The 18,053-nt window shown below is 47.7% G+C and carries 7 protein-coding genes; all 7 read right to left on the reverse strand.

Annotated elements, in window-relative coordinates:
- Nucleotides 1-43: 43 nt before the first annotated feature.
- The 7 genes from CWC22_RS22000 to CWC22_RS22030 all read right to left on the reverse strand — a co-directional run bounded on the left by CWC22_RS22000 (nt 44) and on the right by CWC22_RS22030 (nt 17,992).
- Nucleotides 44-394 carry a hypothetical protein gene (locus tag CWC22_RS22000; RefSeq protein WP_138539869.1) on the reverse strand — a complete coding sequence of 117 codons (351 nt, stop codon included), beginning with the start codon at nt 392-394 and terminating at the stop codon, nt 44-46.
- Nucleotides 395-733: 339 nt separating this feature from the next.
- A complete protein-coding gene (locus tag CWC22_RS22005; RefSeq protein WP_138539868.1) occupies nt 734-1,174 on the reverse strand; it encodes a hypothetical protein in 441 nt (146 codons plus the stop codon).
- Nucleotides 1,159-8,319, reverse strand: coding sequence for an FG-GAP-like repeat-containing protein (locus tag CWC22_RS22010; protein WP_195879872.1), 7,161 nt, complete (start codon nt 8,317-8,319; stop codon nt 1,159-1,161). Before CWC22_RS22010 ends, CWC22_RS22005 begins: the two co-directional genes overlap by 16 nt.
- 240 nt (nt 8,320-8,559) lie before the next feature.
- A complete protein-coding gene (locus CWC22_RS22015; protein WP_138539779.1) occupies nt 8,560-8,910 on the reverse strand; it encodes a hypothetical protein in 351 nt (116 codons plus the stop codon).
- Between the two features lie 727 nt (nt 8,911-9,637).
- Entirely contained in the window at nt 9,638-10,111 is a 474-nt protein-coding gene (locus CWC22_RS22020) for a hypothetical protein (protein ID WP_138539780.1), read from the reverse strand.
- A gap of 9 nt (nt 10,112-10,120) precedes the next feature.
- Nucleotides 10,121-17,401 (reverse strand): RHS repeat-associated core domain-containing protein, encoded by a 7,281-nt coding sequence (locus CWC22_RS22025; protein WP_195879873.1) that lies wholly within the window; start codon nt 17,399-17,401, stop codon nt 10,121-10,123.
- 240 nt (nt 17,402-17,641) lie between these two features.
- Nucleotides 17,642-17,992 (reverse strand): hypothetical protein, encoded by a 351-nt coding sequence (locus CWC22_RS22030; RefSeq protein WP_125562727.1) that lies wholly within the window; start codon nt 17,990-17,992, stop codon nt 17,642-17,644.
- Nucleotides 17,993-18,053: the final 61 nt, after the last annotated feature.

Here is an 18,053-nt window from a genome sequence, read left to right on the forward strand (position 1 = left end):
TTGAGCAGATAGATATAGCTGTATCGATATTCAGCCAGTAATATTATTCAACGACCTTTACTTCAACTTCATCGATTTGGCAGTTCGCAGAAGCCTGATTAAAAGTGAGCTTAACGGGCAGGTTCGCGGCAACAGCCGTGAGTAGCATAGACTGCATATTGCGATAGTTTTCGCTGGTTTTATTCAGTGCAGCCGCTTCTTCCTGATCCAGGTTACAAGCCAAAGTGGCATTAGTACCTTGAGGAAACTTTACTTTTACCTGATTTGCTTTGGCAACAACCGAAGAAAATACAACGTTCGATACGCCTTCACAGCTGTACTTATCGCAGCTTGCAGCAGCCTGGCCAGCGAAAGTGATGAATAAAGCGGAGATAGCAAGTGTAGAAAATTTCATTATTATTATGTCCTTTTATTAGTTATCGTTACAATGATACCGAAAAAGGAACATGAAAAAAACTTTAAATTCACACTTGTATTAACAAAGAAACAAACCTCGCAGCAGCAACCTCAGGTTTTGTAACTAACTCAGTCGCTTATTTTTTTAAATGCAGTAGTGTGATTTAAGTTACTTGTTCTTTGTCACAAGTACCTCAGTAGTAGTTGTACTTACTTCACCGTGAACCTTGACGGTGGTTAAATTCAAACAGAAAGTTACCTATCAGACGATACAACTCACTGAAAGAATATAAATCAGTGCGAAGAAGCGCCAGCCTTGAAGGGCTGGCGCTTTTTGTTATGGTTTTTTAATTTCCTGTGGATATATGGCATATCTCGAAGTCTTACCCGCCCTATCCGGCAATCGTTTTAAATAGCTCACGACTGTTAAACTGCCAGAAGTTTGAGTGTTCTCAACATAATCAAACGTTGCGATCACTTCGACCCACTTTCCTTCGAACTCCTTTCTGATTTCCTCATCCAGTTGCGCAATAGATAGCTTAAAACTGTTATTAAATGCATAGTGGTTATAAGCCTCAAAGCTCGCATATAAATACATGTCTTTGCTTCCTGTCGAGGCAACCCCCTGTACAGAGACCTCTTTTCCTCGATAATCAGCTTTATTCACTATAAGGTCGTAAAAAGACACTTTTTGTGGTGCTGCGCTGAGTACACAGCTTGACAACAATCCACTTAGCATCACAATACTAGCTACTACACTTCTTATTTGTTTAACCATTCGTAATCATCACCCACATATTGATCGCCATTTTTTACCCAGTCAGTGTAATCATGACCATACAAGAAGCCTTTTTCAGTGATCCCTGGAGTCACTTTTTCAGCAGCTTTAAACCCGTCATAGTCAAACTTAGCCATCATTCTGCCACTCGCTGTCATATAAGTGTTACGTGTAGTCTGCTGGATATCTGATGGGCTCAGTAAACGATAAAAAGACGAGCCATGGGAGTGTACATCAGCGACAGCACCAGAAACAACAGACAGGCCAACACTTTCAGATTCAAATTGAGTTTGTAGTTCACCTATAACAGCTTTACCATTTGACTCCGTAATCATAGCGCCAATTTCAATATTATACTTTTCAGCAATAGTATCGATTTCAAACGCAAAGTCACCTACAGCATCATCTACACTGTACGACTCGGCACTCTCACGATAACTTTTCAGATTTTTAGCTGCATTCTTAATATCGGTGTTGATTTTCTTAATAACATCATCACTAAAACGCTCTTTACCACCCCGGTTATACTTAACAGGCTGCTCATCAGAGCTATTTCTCGAACGGGTTTGCTGTTGTTGGGCAGTATTACCATCTGTCTGACTATTACCTTGCTGCTTAGTCTCTAACCCATCAACACAGCCTCCACCGGCTGCCATATTCAGCATACAGGTAACCGCCTGACCTTTCGCAAACCCTTTGGCCCAGCCGCCGGCAAAGTTCGCCAGTGCCGTTCCGCCCTGATTCGCTGCCTGGATAATACCCACCGCCAGCTTTGCGTAACCATAGTATGAATAGGCTGTCAGCAAACCACTGAGTACAGTCGCTGTCACACCCGTGATAATTCCCTGGCTGATTGCCGCATTCAGTGCCCAAATTGCTATCGTCGCAAAGATATATCCACTGGGGTCGGTCTTATTCAGCGGGTTATTCATTACATACGAGTAGCGGTTCAGGTTCTGAATATTATTCGGCGCCTGCACCATCGGGTCTGCTTGTAAGAAACGTCCCAGGATTGGGTCGTAAATACGCCCGCCCATGTGCACCAGGCCCACTTCATCCATCTGCTCATGACCCGTGTAACCACGTAGTGTCAGTTTGCTGGTGAACTTATTCTGGTCGCTGAAGTCTCTCGCCCAGGTGGTCGCGTTCCGACGTGCACCAAACACATCAAAGCTCATCACCTGCTCTTTCTTACCACTGGCATCCGCAATCACATGCGTTGAACCCAGGTGGTCGTCCAGCATAAAGCGTGTTGTCGCCTGATTGTTCACTGTGGTAATAAGTACTTTGCCCGCAATGTAGCGCTTGCTCACCCAGGTGCTCTGGCCACCATAGCGAACGAACTCCACATTACCCACATAACGGGTTTCCTGTGCGATTGGAATAAAGGTGCTGATATCCCCGTTGAGGATAGGCAACAGCAAACCTTTTTCACCACCAAATTCAGTACGCTTATAACGCTTACCAGAACCTGAGTAGGCAAACTCCATCCAGTAGCTGTCTTTTTTGATGTAAACCGGCTTGTGGAAAGTGTTGTATACCAGCTCTCGGGCATTGTCCTTCACCATGTTACCTGCCGCATCGTACTGGTAGGTATTGGCTCTGTCACCCGTGACTTTCGTCACCGCATGGGGGCGGCTCGACTGATAATGATAATGGCCCACACCTGTTTTATAGGTGATGTTACCCAGCTCATTATAGCTGATTGTGGTGCTCGGCCCCCCTGATATCGCACTGCTGGTAACCCGGTTCAGGCTGTCATACCCGAACGTTTCTTTCTTACCAATCGTATGGTCCTGACGATAGGTCAGGTTGCCCAGATTACTCCAGTTATAAGCCCAGTTCTGTAACGTGCCACTGCCCGTTGACTTCAGACTGGTCAGCAAGCCGGTCTTCTGATCGAACACCTTAGTCCGGGTAATGCGACTGCCCAGTTTCTCTGTGGTGATGTTACCGAAGGCATCCGCCGCCGAAGCCTGCCAGACCGTGCTGTTAGTCTGCAAGTCTTTGAGGGAACTCAGGTGCTTGTGCGCATTGTAGTGATAGGTCACTGACTTGCCCGAAGCATCTGTTTCTTTATATAGCTGACCGGCATTATTGAACGCCCAGATTTCCTTATAGGTACTGCCGTCAATCACCGTATGCTTTTCTCTTGTACGACCAAAACTGTCGTAGTAGAAGCGCTCGGTAAATCCTGTGACCTTATCGGTCGTCACCGCAATCATCCCCTTGGCATACGCACCACTGTCATAGGTATTGACCGCATGATGTTCCAGTTTACTACCGCGCTTACGCTGCACCTCTTTTGAGCGTCCCAGCACATCGTATTGGTACGTGATCACATTACCGTTGCTGTCTGACTCGCGAGTCAACTGATGATAAGCATTATAACTATAGTTGACCGTTCCCTTATCCGGGTCAATTACCCGGGTTTTGTTACCATACTTATCATAACTAACCTGGATCTTATTGCCCTTAGGCCCCGTTAACAGACGGGTTTTACCTTTTTCATCATACTCGTAATAAGCTGACTTACTGTTTGCATCTGTGACTTTGACCAGCAAGCCCATCGTATTTTTCAGCTGGGTATGTTTATGATTGGACGGGTTAACCGTGGTCACACTCTCGCCGTTGTACTCGGTTTTCCAGATAGAGCCATCGGCCTTAGTGACCTGCACAACCCGGTTTTGCTTATCGTATTTGTACACATTCCAAAGTGGCGTGCCACCGTGGAAATACGGCATGGACTCTTTATATTTACGTCCTTTCGTGTCGTAGATAGAGTCCACGTGCGTGTAAGTACCACTTCTTGAAAGAGTAGATTCGCGTAGAACACGGCCATACTTATCATAGTAAGTGCGACTCGTTGGGTCACTTTCCGAGACACTTTCCTCGTAATAAGCAGCCCCACTGATACAGCCACTGGTGCACCAGTATTTACTCTGACTAGTGCTCAGCGCCTTAGTGCCAGTCTTGCTTGTGTTGTCGGCCGGGGTTGAAACTTCTCCCGTCAGACGACCCAGTTTATTATAGGTATAGTAAGTACGCTGACCATTGGCAGTCTGGGTATAAGACTTGCGACCCAGGCTATCATAACCTATGGTGCTGCGATGCCCGAGGCTGTTCTTCTCACCGGTCACCAAGCGGTAAGTACTGTCATAGTAGGTTTCCAGCGTCTTGGTGGGTAAACCTGACTTAGAGACGGTTTCTTTAGTGATCAGACCATAACTGTTCAGGGTATAGCTTTTCGCCACACCGTTATCTGCAGTGGTCTTTATTAACCGTCCTTTGCTGTCATAGGCAAAGGTTGAGGTGTGGGTATTCTGATAGTTCCCTTTATTTGTGCCATTCAAACGGTTCAGATAACGCTTGGTCTCTACCGTTTTGGTAACCCGGCCACCATAATAGCTGTAACCATACGTATTCGTTTTTTCCGTCTTTGCATAACCGTTTTTCGTATCAATCACACTGCTGTGTTTTACTGGATTACCGAAACTGTCTACTGAAGACACGGTTTTAGTTTTGGTTGATATCAGCGTCAGACTGCTGACGTCTGTGTTATAGCGCTTAGTGATCGTTTTAGATGGATATACCAGATAAGGCTTAGTGCTGTTCGCAGTGACAAAGCTTGTTTCCTGCTTACGACCATAACTTGAGGTCATGTCTGATTTTAAACGCCAGATACTGGTGTTAACAGAAGCCGTACTCATGGTCGCAAACTGGGCGCTGTTTGAACGCACAGGTGACGCCAGTGCACCGTTGAAACCCTCTGCCGCACTGAATGTCTCTATCGGTGCAACTCTTGGTAACTCACAGGCTCGGTCTGCTTCCCAGCGACAGTTACAAGTTTCAGGAAATACTTCACACGGGTCAATAGGCCCGCCACCGCCGCCACCTGAACCACCGCCAGAGCCGCCACCTGAACCACCACCGGAAGACGTATCGCTACCATAGCGCACATAGGTCTGAACCCGCTCCGGGCTGCCCCGGTAATCCCCATCCTGACGATAGGTCGTGACTATCTTAGTACCACCATTCACGCTTTCCACTTCTATCTGACGGAAGCCCAGCATGCCGCGACCCACCTGGGCCTTTGCACCATGATACTTGTACTTAATGGTGTCATCATTCTTAATGAGTGCACTGACGACCCGCGCCCCTGACTTCATATCCGTAACACGGCCATTGCCCCAGCTCTTAGTGCGGGCATCGCTGTGTGGCGTATAGATATTACGGTTGTTCAGCGTCGAATACGACACCGTCGTATACGCACCAAAGCCGTCTCGTACCGACGAAATCAGATTGGTCGGTGCATCCGAGTTCTGATAAAGACCCATGCGCCCCTGAAATACCAGCTTGTCTGCAGCACCGTCACCAGTGACATCCATAAAGGTCGTAAAGTCATAGTTAGAGCCATGCGAGGTCAGTTTACGATACGTGAATCCTGTGCCATTGTAGAAGTAGAAATGGTCTCCATGGTCTTCCCGGTATACCTCTGGGATCCCATCACCATTGATATCAAACACCTTCAGGCTCGGCTTGTCATAGTTAAATAACTTAATTCCGCTGGCAAACCCTGTGCCTGTGTTGATCCGGGCATACCAGTCATTATTACTGTTGCGGTACAGAATATCTGCCAGACCATCGCCATTCAGTTCAACCGCCTGAATGTCTTTATACGAACTGGTACTGCCTAAAGAATAAAGCTCTGCAAAGGTGTCATTACCCGTTGAAACCAGGATTTTCCAGTAGTAACTGTTACGATAGCCCTGAGTGGTAATAGGGCCAGATGTCCGGCTCAGTGACTGTACCTGCGCCGCCTGCTGCTCCGCCTGTAATAACGCACTGGCTGCCGGGCCACCCACCATATTCACCGGATTCAGCTGACTCAGATTAACCGGAGTAATGGGTGCTGATTCACTACGCTGTGTGACCGTACCACCACCGATGCGCTCCACCTGACCACCAAATCGATCTGCCAGGCTTGAAGAGGCCCCGACATGGTTAACCTTAACCGCCATTGGAGTGGGTTCAATCCCTCTGGGATCTTCACAGAAAGGCGGTCTTTCACAGGGGGGATGAATATCGTCATAATAAGTACTCACTCGCACTTTAGCGAGGAAATCAGCACGACCATCCCCATTAAAGTCCATCGCCTGGAAGGTGTTGTCTTCTTTATCGTACGACATCATAGTCGCCGTTGAGCCACTCGGTGCCGACAGGTTAAACTTCAGCGCTTTTGCTGCACCACTGGCCAGACCCGTTTTAATGCCTTTCTGATAAGACAGCTTGTTGCCCACAAAATGTAACAGCTCCGGGTAACCATCTGCGTCTATGTCTAAAAAGCGCGTGTTGTCATCCGAGCTCGGCTTACTGATCCCCGTCAGCTGCGTAAACGTGAAGTTCATCGCTGACGTATGGCGCATCAGTTGCCAGTACTGGCTGCTGCCCTTCATATACAGGATGTCGTCTTTGCCATCCTTATCATAGTCAATGACTTTCCAGGTTTTACGGAAGGTTTTCGTAGCAATATCATGAAAACGACGCTCATCGCCAAAGCCACTGCCCGTATTCGGGATCATGTATAAATGATCTGACGAGCTGCCCCGGTCATTACGCACATAAGCGATATCGGTCAGGCCATCCCCGTTGAAATCCATAAACTGGTGCGCTTTATAGCGACTGTTTCTGGAGTAGTCACGACCAATGTCTGAGCCCAGGCGAATGCTACCCCGTGTTTTCCAGTTAAACACAGTGGGTGACAAACAGCTGTTGTCCGACGAGCAGGCCTGCACTTTTTGCAGCGCACTTTGTGTAACGCCGGTGCCGATGTAGCGGTACGTCAGCTTATACTTACGCAGCAGGTTCCCTGAGTAATAGGAGTCGATTTGCTTCAGGCGTTTAGTCAGGCTAACCTTGTTCCCTTTCAGATAGGAGACTTTGTTCTTATCAACACGGTCTTCCCAGGTAAAGCGGATTTCATTGCGGGTGCCGCCTGTACCATAGCCTGAATACTTCACTGCCGTCGGGTAATACTCCAGACTGCCGCTGACCTTGGTATAGTGGTAGGTGTAGTAGTTACCCGAAGCATCCTGAACACGCTTCAGTGCCCAGGCAAATGCCTTGCCCTGCTTTGAGTTAATCAACGCATCCGAGGTGCTGCTGTATTTACCATAGGTATATTTATTGCCTTTCACATCCGTTACTGTAAAGGCATACGGGCCTGTGCTGGTGCTGGAAGTATGGGCAATGATTTTCTGGCCACTGTTCTGACGCGTACGGTATTCCGTGTTGTTGGCGCCATAAGTCTGACCGGATTTCACAATCAGGCGCTGACCGTCCAGACAAAAGCGGTCATTGCTATCAAAGTTAACCGCACCGGCCTTGCCGTCGGTTTCCATATTCTGCTCACAGCGGGTAATGGCACTGAGCCCGCCAATGGCAAATCCCACACCCACATGACCATTGTTGGGGTTAGACGCATAACTGAGCGACACAGACGGCTTCAGTCCACCCGTTGATTCACCCGTAGTGATGGGAATGGAATAAGTAAACTCACCACTGGGTGATACGTTACTCTCTGCCGGCAGTGAACCCACATAATCATTGGTGTTGATGGCCGAACTCAGACCCGTCGCCTGAGCATAATGCACCAGCTCGGCAGATGGGTTCACAAAGTCACTACGAAAATCATAGTTTACATCGCGTACCTGCATCCGCGTACCGATGTCTCGCAGGTCAATGCCGATACGGTAAGGGCGTACCTGGCCATTTGAAATGAGCAATTCATGTCCAAGATCGGACTGCATCAGAATGTCAGGCTGACCATCTCCGTCAAAATCACTTCGCAGACGCTTACCGACCACGTCCAGGTCGTTGCGCAGTGCCGTAAAGTCTTGCTTTGACAGATACTCCAGTTTGTATCCGTTTGCCGTTTCGACCACGCGCACATAGGGCATGGCGTTATGGACACGAATACTGACCGGGGCGTCATCCGCCGTGGTAACCTGTTTAACAGGCTGCTGATAATAGAGGTGGCCGTTACTGTCTCCCCAGACATCGCTGCTGGGGGTGACCGGGCTGGCCTGTCCCGACACACTAAAAGCCCCCAGCATCAGGGCCAGGGTTCCTTTGTACTTAAACATGTTTGCTCACTTTATTTGTTATTTTTATCTGACGTTAATACCTGTCTGCATTTACACACATTCAGTTTGAAGACACACCGCGCGCGCTGGCAGACCCGGCATAAGCGTAATTCTCACCCGGGACCTTGATAGTGTCACAGAGACACAGGCAGCCTGTTGCACACAAAATCAGGATACCTGAATGCAGTGCTCTGACTTGAGCACAGAGGTATAGCCGTATCGACAATTCGGTCGGTGGTGTTATTCAACCACCTTCACTTCAACTTCATCGATTTGGCAGTTCGCAGAAGCTTGGTTAAAAGTGAGCTTAACGGGCAGGTTCGCGGCAACAGCAGTCAGTAGCATAGACTGCATATTGCGATAGTTTTCACTGGTTTTATTCAGTGCAGCCGCTTCTTCCTGATCCAGGTTACAAGCCAAAGTGGCATTAGTACCCTGAGGGAACTTCACTTTTACCTGAGTGGTGTTAGCAACAACCGAAGAAAATACAACGTTTGATACGCCTTCACAGCTGTACTTATCGCAGCTTGCAGCAGCCTGACCAGCGAAAGTAATGAATAAAGCGGAGATAGCAAGTGTAGAAAATTTCATTATTATTATGTCCTTTTGAGAGTTATCGGTACAATGATACCTAAAAATAAACATGAAAAAAACTTTAACCTCACACTTGCATTAACAAAAACCTACAACTCCCCCTGCTCTATAAGGTATAAAATATTAAGCTATCTTCGCAGAAGTGGGGAGTTTACTCCCGGTTCATCCATGAGAGTTAATGTACATCACAAATTTGATAAGAATCTGGTGTAAGCTAAAGCTCATGAGCACCTATCAGAAAACTGGTCACAGCCGGACCCTATCTAAACTAATATAATAAGCTTGTCTGGCACTTTCTTGCCACTTACATAATCTGTGACCCTCAATCCATTGTATATTATACCGAACGGTAGATGGCGTACATTCCACAAGCAGGTTTGGAATGAGAGACTCCCCCCACATAAACAAATTGTAGTGAATAAACACTCAGTCTGGATATATGTCAGAGCAACACATTTTCGGTGAACTGGACCAAACACTAGGATGGCAAAACATGTAAAGGTACAAACAAGATTGCTCACATTAACTATCCTGCACACCTACTCTTGCAATATCACTTTAACGCCCGTGTTTGTTCAACTAACTCCTAATAGAAAATCCATGTGGACTAATTTGAATAACATGATGGATAGGAATCTAGCTCAGACTAAGACTAACAGCCTCGTGTCTGAGCTAGTACAGTAAAAATAAAAGCGTAAATTACTATTTACCTACAAATCATTTTTCATAACAGCGGTCCAGAAGCATCTTGTGTGAAATATCTCGTGTCTTCATCAGAGGCAGGTTCTATTCCACCAAACCAATCACCAACATTAGCACCAGATACCAACATAGCAATAAACTTTTGAACTTTGACCATTAACATTGACATTTGCCAATCAGACACGCTAGCTTCATCAAAGCTAAAGTCAATATCAAACTTTTCGCTATATTTAACAAGCCTTAGCAAGACTTGCTGCAGTCTAACCTCTCCCAGAGTCAAACTTTCAAAACTGAAATATAGAACAGCGTCATCCGCTTGATCGATAAAATTACTCAAGTCCTGAATAGAGGCACCTATCGAAGAGTCAAGTGCAAAATCTTCATCACTAGACCAGATTTTTTGAGCTCCCCCAGCACCTTCGGTGAGCTTAGTCAGCACGTCCAATACCTGGGAACGTTTGATATCTTCAATTACAATTTCTATTAAGTCCGACATATAGTTTTCTCAATCAATAAACCCTTTAAAGGTGTAGTCAAGCTGAAGTCTTGCCCCCCTTCCATCACTTAACCTTTTTTCTAAGAAAGTTATTCCTTTGTCATTTGTAACTTTCTTGAAATCACCCGGCCCCCGGAATATCTCCTTTAGATGCTTCATCCCTTGAGCATTATATGTTCTTTGATGACCTGTAACTTTTCCCCAAATCTCAGGTTTTCTTCCGCCGTGCTTTGACAAAGCATGGCCGACCACTGTAGAACCTTTTTTAGGCAATTGTGCTGTTTTTAAAACTATCTTAGCTTGACCAAAAGTTAACCCAGCTAGGCTTTTAGTAACAGCCTGTTTGATACCTAACCCGCCTGCGATCATACCTAAATAGTACATGCGAGACTCAGGGTTAACGAGAGGATTGCTGGCTACATAATCACTTGATAAGCCAAAAGACGCAGCCGCTGATAACCCGCCCAGAAAGTCCAACATCGGATCAAACGAATCACCTGATTCGCCAAGAATCTCTGACAGATTGTAGGTTTTACTATAAACAGGGATTGAGCCATTAAAACCGACATGACGCCAACCATTTGAGTCATCTAAGCCGCCAGCATCATTGTGGCCAGCTTCAGAGGTCCCGCCTTCTTCTGGCACACTGCCCGAGCCGTCACCACTCTCCTCTGAACCACCGGTTTCCTCTTGACCATCTGTATCTGCGTTGCCTTGAGTCTTTGTTTCAACTCCATCAATGCATCCTCCACCTGCTGCCATATTAAGCATACAAGTTATTGCTTGACCTTTCGCAAACCCTTTGGCCCAGCCACCCGCAAAGTTCGCAAGCGCCGTCCCCCCATCATTAGCAGCTTGAATTATCCCTACTGCAAGCTTGGCATAGCCGTAATACTCGTACGCTGTAAATGCAACAGACATAATAGAACCGATTGCAGTTGCTAAGAATGCCTCGGTAGCGAAAGTATTGAACGCCCAAACAGCGATTGTCATGAAGATATAACCACTGGGGTCTGTCTTATTCAGCGGATTATTCACCACATACGAGTAGCGGTTCAGGTTCTGAATATTGTGCGGCGCCTGCACCATAGGGTCAGCTTGTAAGAAACGTCCCAGAATAGGGTCGTAAATACGCCCGCCCATGTGCACCAGACCCACCTCATCCATCTGCTCATGACCCGTGTAACCACGTAGTGTCAGTTTGCTGGTGAACTTATTCTGGTCACTGAAGTCTCTCGCCCAGGTGGTCGCGTTTCGCCGTGCACCAAACACATCAAAGCTCATCACCTGCTCTTTCTTACCACTGGCATCCGCAATCACATGCGTTGAACCCAGATGGTCGTCCAGCATAAAGCGTGTCGTCGCCTGATTGTTCACTGTGGTAATAAGTACTTTGCCCGCGATGTAGCGCTTGCTCACCCAGGTGCTCTGGCCGCCATATCGGATGAACTCCACATTACCTACATAGCGGGTTTCCTGCGCGATTGGAATAAAGGTGCTGATATCCCCGTTGAGGATAGGCAACAGCAAACCTTTTTCACCACCAAATTCAGTACGCTTATAACGCTTACCATAACCTGAGTAGGCAAACTCCATCCAGTAGCTGTCTTTTTTGATGTAAACCGGCTTGTGGAAGGTGTTGTATACCAGCTCTCGGGCATTGTCCTTCACCATGTTACCTGCCGCATCGTACTGGTAGGTATTGGCTCTGTCACCCGTGACTTTCGTCACCGCATGGGGGCGGCTCGACTGATAATGATAATGGCCCACACCTGTTTTATAGGTGATGTTACCCAGCTCATTATAGCTGATTGTGGTGCTCGGCCCCCCTGATATCGCACTGCTGGTAACCCGGTTCAGGCTGTCATACCCGAACGTTTCTTTCTTACCAATCGTATGGTCCTGACGATAATTCAGGTTACCCAGATTACTCCAGTTATAGGCCCAGTTCTGTAACGTGCCACTGCCCGTTGACTTCAGACTGGTCAGCAAACCCGTTTTCTGATCGAACACTTTAGTCCGGGTAATGCGACTACCCAGTTTCTCTGTGGTGATGTTACCAAAGGCATCCGCCGCCGTGGCCTGCCAGACGACACTGTTCGTCTGCAAGTCTTTGAGGGAGCTCAGGTGCTTGTGCGCATTGTAGTGATAAGTCACTGACTTGCCCGACGCATCTGTTTCTTTATCCAGCTGACCAGCATTATTATAACGCGCACTTTCTTTATAGGTAGTGCCGTCAATCACCGTATGCTTTTCGCGGCTACGACCAAAACTGTCGTAGTAGAAGCGCTCGGTAAATCCTGTGACCCTGTCAGTCGTCACAGCAATCATCCCCTTGGCATACGCACCACTGTCATAGGTATTCACCGCATGATGCTCAAGCTTCGTGCCACCGCGCTTGCGCTGTACTTCTGTTGTCCGTCCCAGTACATCGTATTGATACGTGATCACATTGCCATTGCTGTCTGACTCTCGGGTTACCTGATGATAGGCATTATAGCTGTAATTGATGGTGCCCTTGTCAGAGTCGATTACACGGGTTTTATTGCCGTATTTATCAAAGCTGATCTGGATCTTATTGCCCTTAGGGCCAGTCAGCAGGCGTGACTTACCATTTTCATCATACTCATAGTATGCCGATTTACTGTTTGCATCTGTGACCTTGACCAGCAGGCCCATCGCATTTTTCAGCTGGGTATTTTTACGATTAGACGGGTTAACCGTGGTCACACTCTCGCCGTTATACTCGGTTTTCCAGATAGAGCCATCTGCCTTAGTAACCTGTACAACCCGATTCTGCTTATCGTATTTGTAAACATTCCAAAGTGGCGTGCCACCGTGGAAATACGGCATGGACTCTTTGTACTTACGGCCTTTGGTGTCATACAAATAATCAACGTTGATGAATGTACCACTCAGGGACATACCAGACTCACGCAACACACGACCATACTTATCAAAGTACTTTCGGCTGGTAGGTCCGCTCTCAGACACACTTTCCTCGTAATACGCCGCACCGCTCACACAGCCATTACTACTGGTACACCAGTATTTACTCTCGCTGCTGCTCAGTGCCTTAACGCCAGTCTTGCTTGTATTGTCAGCCGGAGTTGAAGTTTCTCCTGTCAAACGACCCAGTTTATTATAGGTATAGTAAGTCCGCTGACCATTGGCAGTCTGGGTATAAGACTTACGACCCAGGCTGTCATAACCTATGGAACTGCGATGCCCGAGGCTATTCTTCTCACCCGTGACCAAACGGTAGGTGCTGTCATAATAGGTTTCCAGCGTCTTGGTAGGTAAGCCTGACTTAGAGACGGTTTCTTTAGTGATCAGACCATAACTGTTCAGGGTATAGCTTTTCACCACACCGTTATCTGCGGTTGACTTAATCAGGCGCCCTTTGCTGTCATACGCAAAGGTTGAGGTATGGGTGTTCTGATAGTTCCCTTTATTTGTGCCATTCAAACGGTTCAGATAACGCTTGGTCTCCACCGTTTTAGTAACCCGGCCACCGTAATTGCTGTAGCTGTAAGTATTTCTTGTGTCTGTCTTCGCATAGCCATTTTTCGAATCAACTATGCTGCTTTGCGTTAACAGATTACCGTAACTGTCCACCGTAACATTTTTAGTTTTGGTCGCTATCAGCGTCAGACTGCTGACATCCGTATTATAAGTTTTAGTAACCGTTCTGGACGGATAGACCATATAGGGTTTGGTGCTATTGGCAGTAACAAAACTCGTTGCCTGCTTACGACCAAAAGTCGACGTCATATCTGATTTCAGACGCCAGATACTGGTATTCACCGACGCCGTAGACAGCGTTGCAAACTGTGCACTGCTTACCTGTACAGGCGATGCCTGTATCCCAGCAGCAGAAATGCCTTCTGCCGCACTGAAAGTCCTGGCTGAGGCAGCCAGAGTATCTATTGGTGCAAACTTTGGTGCTTCGCAACGCTCACCAGGTTGCCAGGAGCAGTTACAGCTTTCCGGAAATACTTCACAAGGATCTAAGTCACCACCGCCACCGGAGCCGCCACCCGACCCTCCGCCGGAGCCACCACCTGAGCCGCCACCGGTGGACGTGTCGCTGCCATAACGTACATAGGTCTGAACCCGCTCCGGGCTGCCCCGGTAATCGCCATCCTGACGATAGGTTGTAACAACCTTAGTCCCGCCATTGACCGCTTCCATTTCTATCTGACGGAAACCCAGCATACCACGACCCACCTGGGCCTTCGCACCGTGATACTTGTACTTAATGGTTTCACCTTTTGCTGTCAGGGTGCTGACTACGCGAGCACCGGACTTCATATCCGTAACGCGGCCATTGCCCCAGCTCTTGGTGCGGGCATCATTATGTGGTGTGTAAATATTGCGGTTGTTCAGCGTCGAATACGACACCCTCGTATACGCACCAAACCCGTCTCGTACGGACTCGATCAGGTTGGTCGGTGCATCCGAGTTCTGATATAAGCCCATACGACCCTGGAATACCAGTTTGTCTGCGCTGCCATCACCCGTGACGTCCATATAAGTCGTGAAGTCATAGTTCGACCCATTAGAAGTCATTTTGCGGTACGTAAAGTTCGTGCCGTTATAAAAGTAAAAATGATCTCCGTGATCTTCCCGGTATACCTCTGGGATCCCATCACCATTGATATCAAACACCTTCAGGCTTGGCTTGTCATAGTTAAATAACTTGATCCCGCCCGCAAGCCCAGTACCGGTATTGATCCGAGCATACCAGTCATTGTTACTGTTGCGGTACAGAATATCTGCCAGACCATCGCCATTCAGTTCAACCGCCTGAATGTCTTTATATGAGCTGGTACTACCTAAAGAGTAAAGTTCTTCGAAAGTATCATTGCCCTTTGAGACTAGAATTTTCCAGTAAGTTACATGTGAATAGCCCTGTGTGGTAATGGGACCTGATACCCGGCTCAGTGACTGTACCTGTGCCGCCTGGAGTGCTACCGTAGCGGCTGGCCCGCCTACCATATTCACCGAATTCAGCTGGCTCAGATTAACTGGTTTAATAGGTGCTGACTCATTGTTTAATGGGGTTGAACCACCACCAAGGCGCTCTACCTGACCACCAAATTTATCGCCCAGATTAGCCGTGCGAGAGACTAAGTGTTGTGTGCTGGCTGAAAAAGGTTCAATTGGTTGAATCCCTACTGGATCTTCACATCTGCCTTCAAAGTCGCAGCCGCCACCGCCGCCACCGCCGCTGGTATAGGTGCTCACACGTACTTGTGCCAGAAAGTCAGCACGGCCATCTCCATTAAAATCCATCGCCTGGAAGGTGTTGTCCTCTTTATCGTACGACAACATAGTCGCCGTTGAGCCACTCGGTGCCGACAGGTTAAACTTCAGCGCTTTTGCTTGACCGCTAGCCAGGCCAGTTTTAGTGCCTTTCTGATAAGACAGCTTATTACCCACAAAATGCAACAGCTCCGGGTAACCATCTGCGTCTATGTCTAAAAAGCGCGTGTTGTCATCTGAGCTCGGCTTACTGATCCCGCTCAGTTGGGTAGTCGTGAAATTCATTGCTGACGTATGACGCATCAGCTGCCAGTACTGGCTGCTGCCCTTCATATACAGGATGTCGTCTTTACCATCCTTATCATAGTCAATGACTTTCCAGGTTTTACGGAAAGTTTTCGTGGCAATATCATGAAAACGACGCTCATCGCCGAACCCGCGACCCGTATTCGGGATCATGTATAAATGATCTGACGAGCTGCCCCGGTCGTTACGCACAAACGCGATGTCAGTCAGACCATCCCCGTTGAAATCCATAAACTGGTGCGCTTTATAGCGGCTGTTTCTGGAGTAATCACGACCAATGTCTGACCCCAGACGAATGCTACCCCGTGTTTTCCAGTTAAACACTGTGGGCGACAAACAGCTGTTGTCCGACGAACAGACCTGCACTTTTTGCAGCGCACTTTGTGTAACGCCGGTGCCGATATAGCGGTACGTCAGCTTATACTTACGCAGCAGATTCCCTGAGTAATAGGAATCAATTTGCTTCAGGCGCTTGGTCAGGCCAACCTTGTTCCCTTTCAGATAAGAGACTTTGTTCTTATCTACACGGTCTTCCCAGGTAAAGCGGATTTCATTGCGGGTGCCGCCTGTACCATAGCCCGAATACTTCACCGCCGTCGGGTAATACTCCAGACTACCGCTGACCTTAGTATAGTGGTAGGTATAGTAGTTACCCGAAGCATCCTGAACACGCTTCAGTGCCCAGGTAAATGCCTTACCCTGCTTTGAGTTAATCAACGCATCCGAGGTGCTGCTGTACTTACCATAGGTATATTTATTGCCTTCCACATCCGTTACTGTGAAGGCATACGGACCTGTGCTGGTGCTGGAAGTATGGGCAATGATTTTCTGACCACTGTTCTGACGCGTACGGTATTCCGTGTTGTTGGCGCCATAAGTCTGACCCGATTTCACAATCAGACGCTGGCCATCCAGACAAAAGCGGTCATTGCTATCAAAGTTAACCGCACCGGCCTTGCCGTCGGTTTCCATATTCTGCTCACAGCGGGTAATGGCACTGAGTCCGCCAATGGCAAATCCCACACCCACATGACCATTGTTGGGGTTAGACGCATAACTGAGCGACACAGACGGCTTCAGTCCACCCGTTGATTCGCCCGTGGTGATGGGAATGGAATAAGTAAACTCACCACTGGGTGATACGTTACTCTCTGCCGGCAGTGAGCCCACATAATCATTGGTGTTGATGGCTGAACTCAGCCCCGTCGCCTGGGCATAATGTACCAGCTCGGCAGATGGGTTCACAAAGTCACTACGAAAATCATAGTTTACATCGCGTACCTGCATCTGAACACCGATGTCACGCAGGTCAATGCCGATACGGTAAGGGCGTACCTGGCCATTTGAAATGAGCAATTCATGTCCAAGATCGGACTGCATCAGAATGTCAGGCTGACCATCTCCGTCAAAATCACTTCGCAGACGCTTACCGACCACGTCCAGGTCGTTGCGCAGTGCCGTAAAGTCTTGCTTTGACAGATACTCCAGTTTGTATCCGTTTGCCGTTTCGACCACGCGCACATAGGGCATGGCGTTATGGACACGAATACTGACCGGGGCGTCATCCGCCGTGGTAACCTGTTTAACAGGCTGCTGATAATAGAGGTGGCCGTTACTGTCTCCCCAGACATCGCTGCTGGGGGTGACCGGGCTGGCCTGTCCCGACACACTAAAAGCCCCCAGCATCAGGGCCAGGGTTCCTTTGTACTTAAACATGTTTGCTCACTTTGTTTTTTATTTTTATCTGACGTTAATACCTGTCTGCATTTACACTCATTTAGTTTAAAGACACATCGCGCGCACTGGCAGACCCAGAATAAGCGTAATTCTCACCCGGGGCCTTGATAGTGTCACAGAGACACAGGCAGCCTGTAGTACACAAAATCAGGATACCTGAATGCAGTGCTCTGAATTGAGCACAGTGGTATAGCCGTATCGACAATTTGGTCGGTGGTGTTATTCAACCACCTTCACTTCAACTTCATCGATTTGACAGTTCGCAGAAGCCTGATTAAAAGTGAGCTTAACGGGCAGGTTCGCAGCAACAGCCGTGAGTAGCATAGACTGCATATTGCGATAGTTCTCGCTGGTTTTATTCAGCGCAGCCGCTTCTTCCTGGTCCAGGTTACAAGCCAAAGTGGCATTGGTACCCTGAGGGAACTTCACTTTTACCTGAGTTGTGTTGGCAACAACCGAAGAAAATACAACGTTTGATACGCCTTCACAGCTGTACTTATTGCAGCTTGCAGCAGCCTGACCAGCGAAAGTGATGAATAAAGCGGAAATAGCAAGTGTAGAGAATTTCATTTTTTATTATGTCCATTTGAGAGTTATCGGTACAATGATACCTAAAAAGGAACATGAAATA

It is taken from the genome of Pseudoalteromonas rubra (assembly GCF_005886805.2).
Lineage (GTDB): Bacteria > Pseudomonadota > Gammaproteobacteria > Enterobacterales > Alteromonadaceae > Pseudoalteromonas > Pseudoalteromonas rubra_D.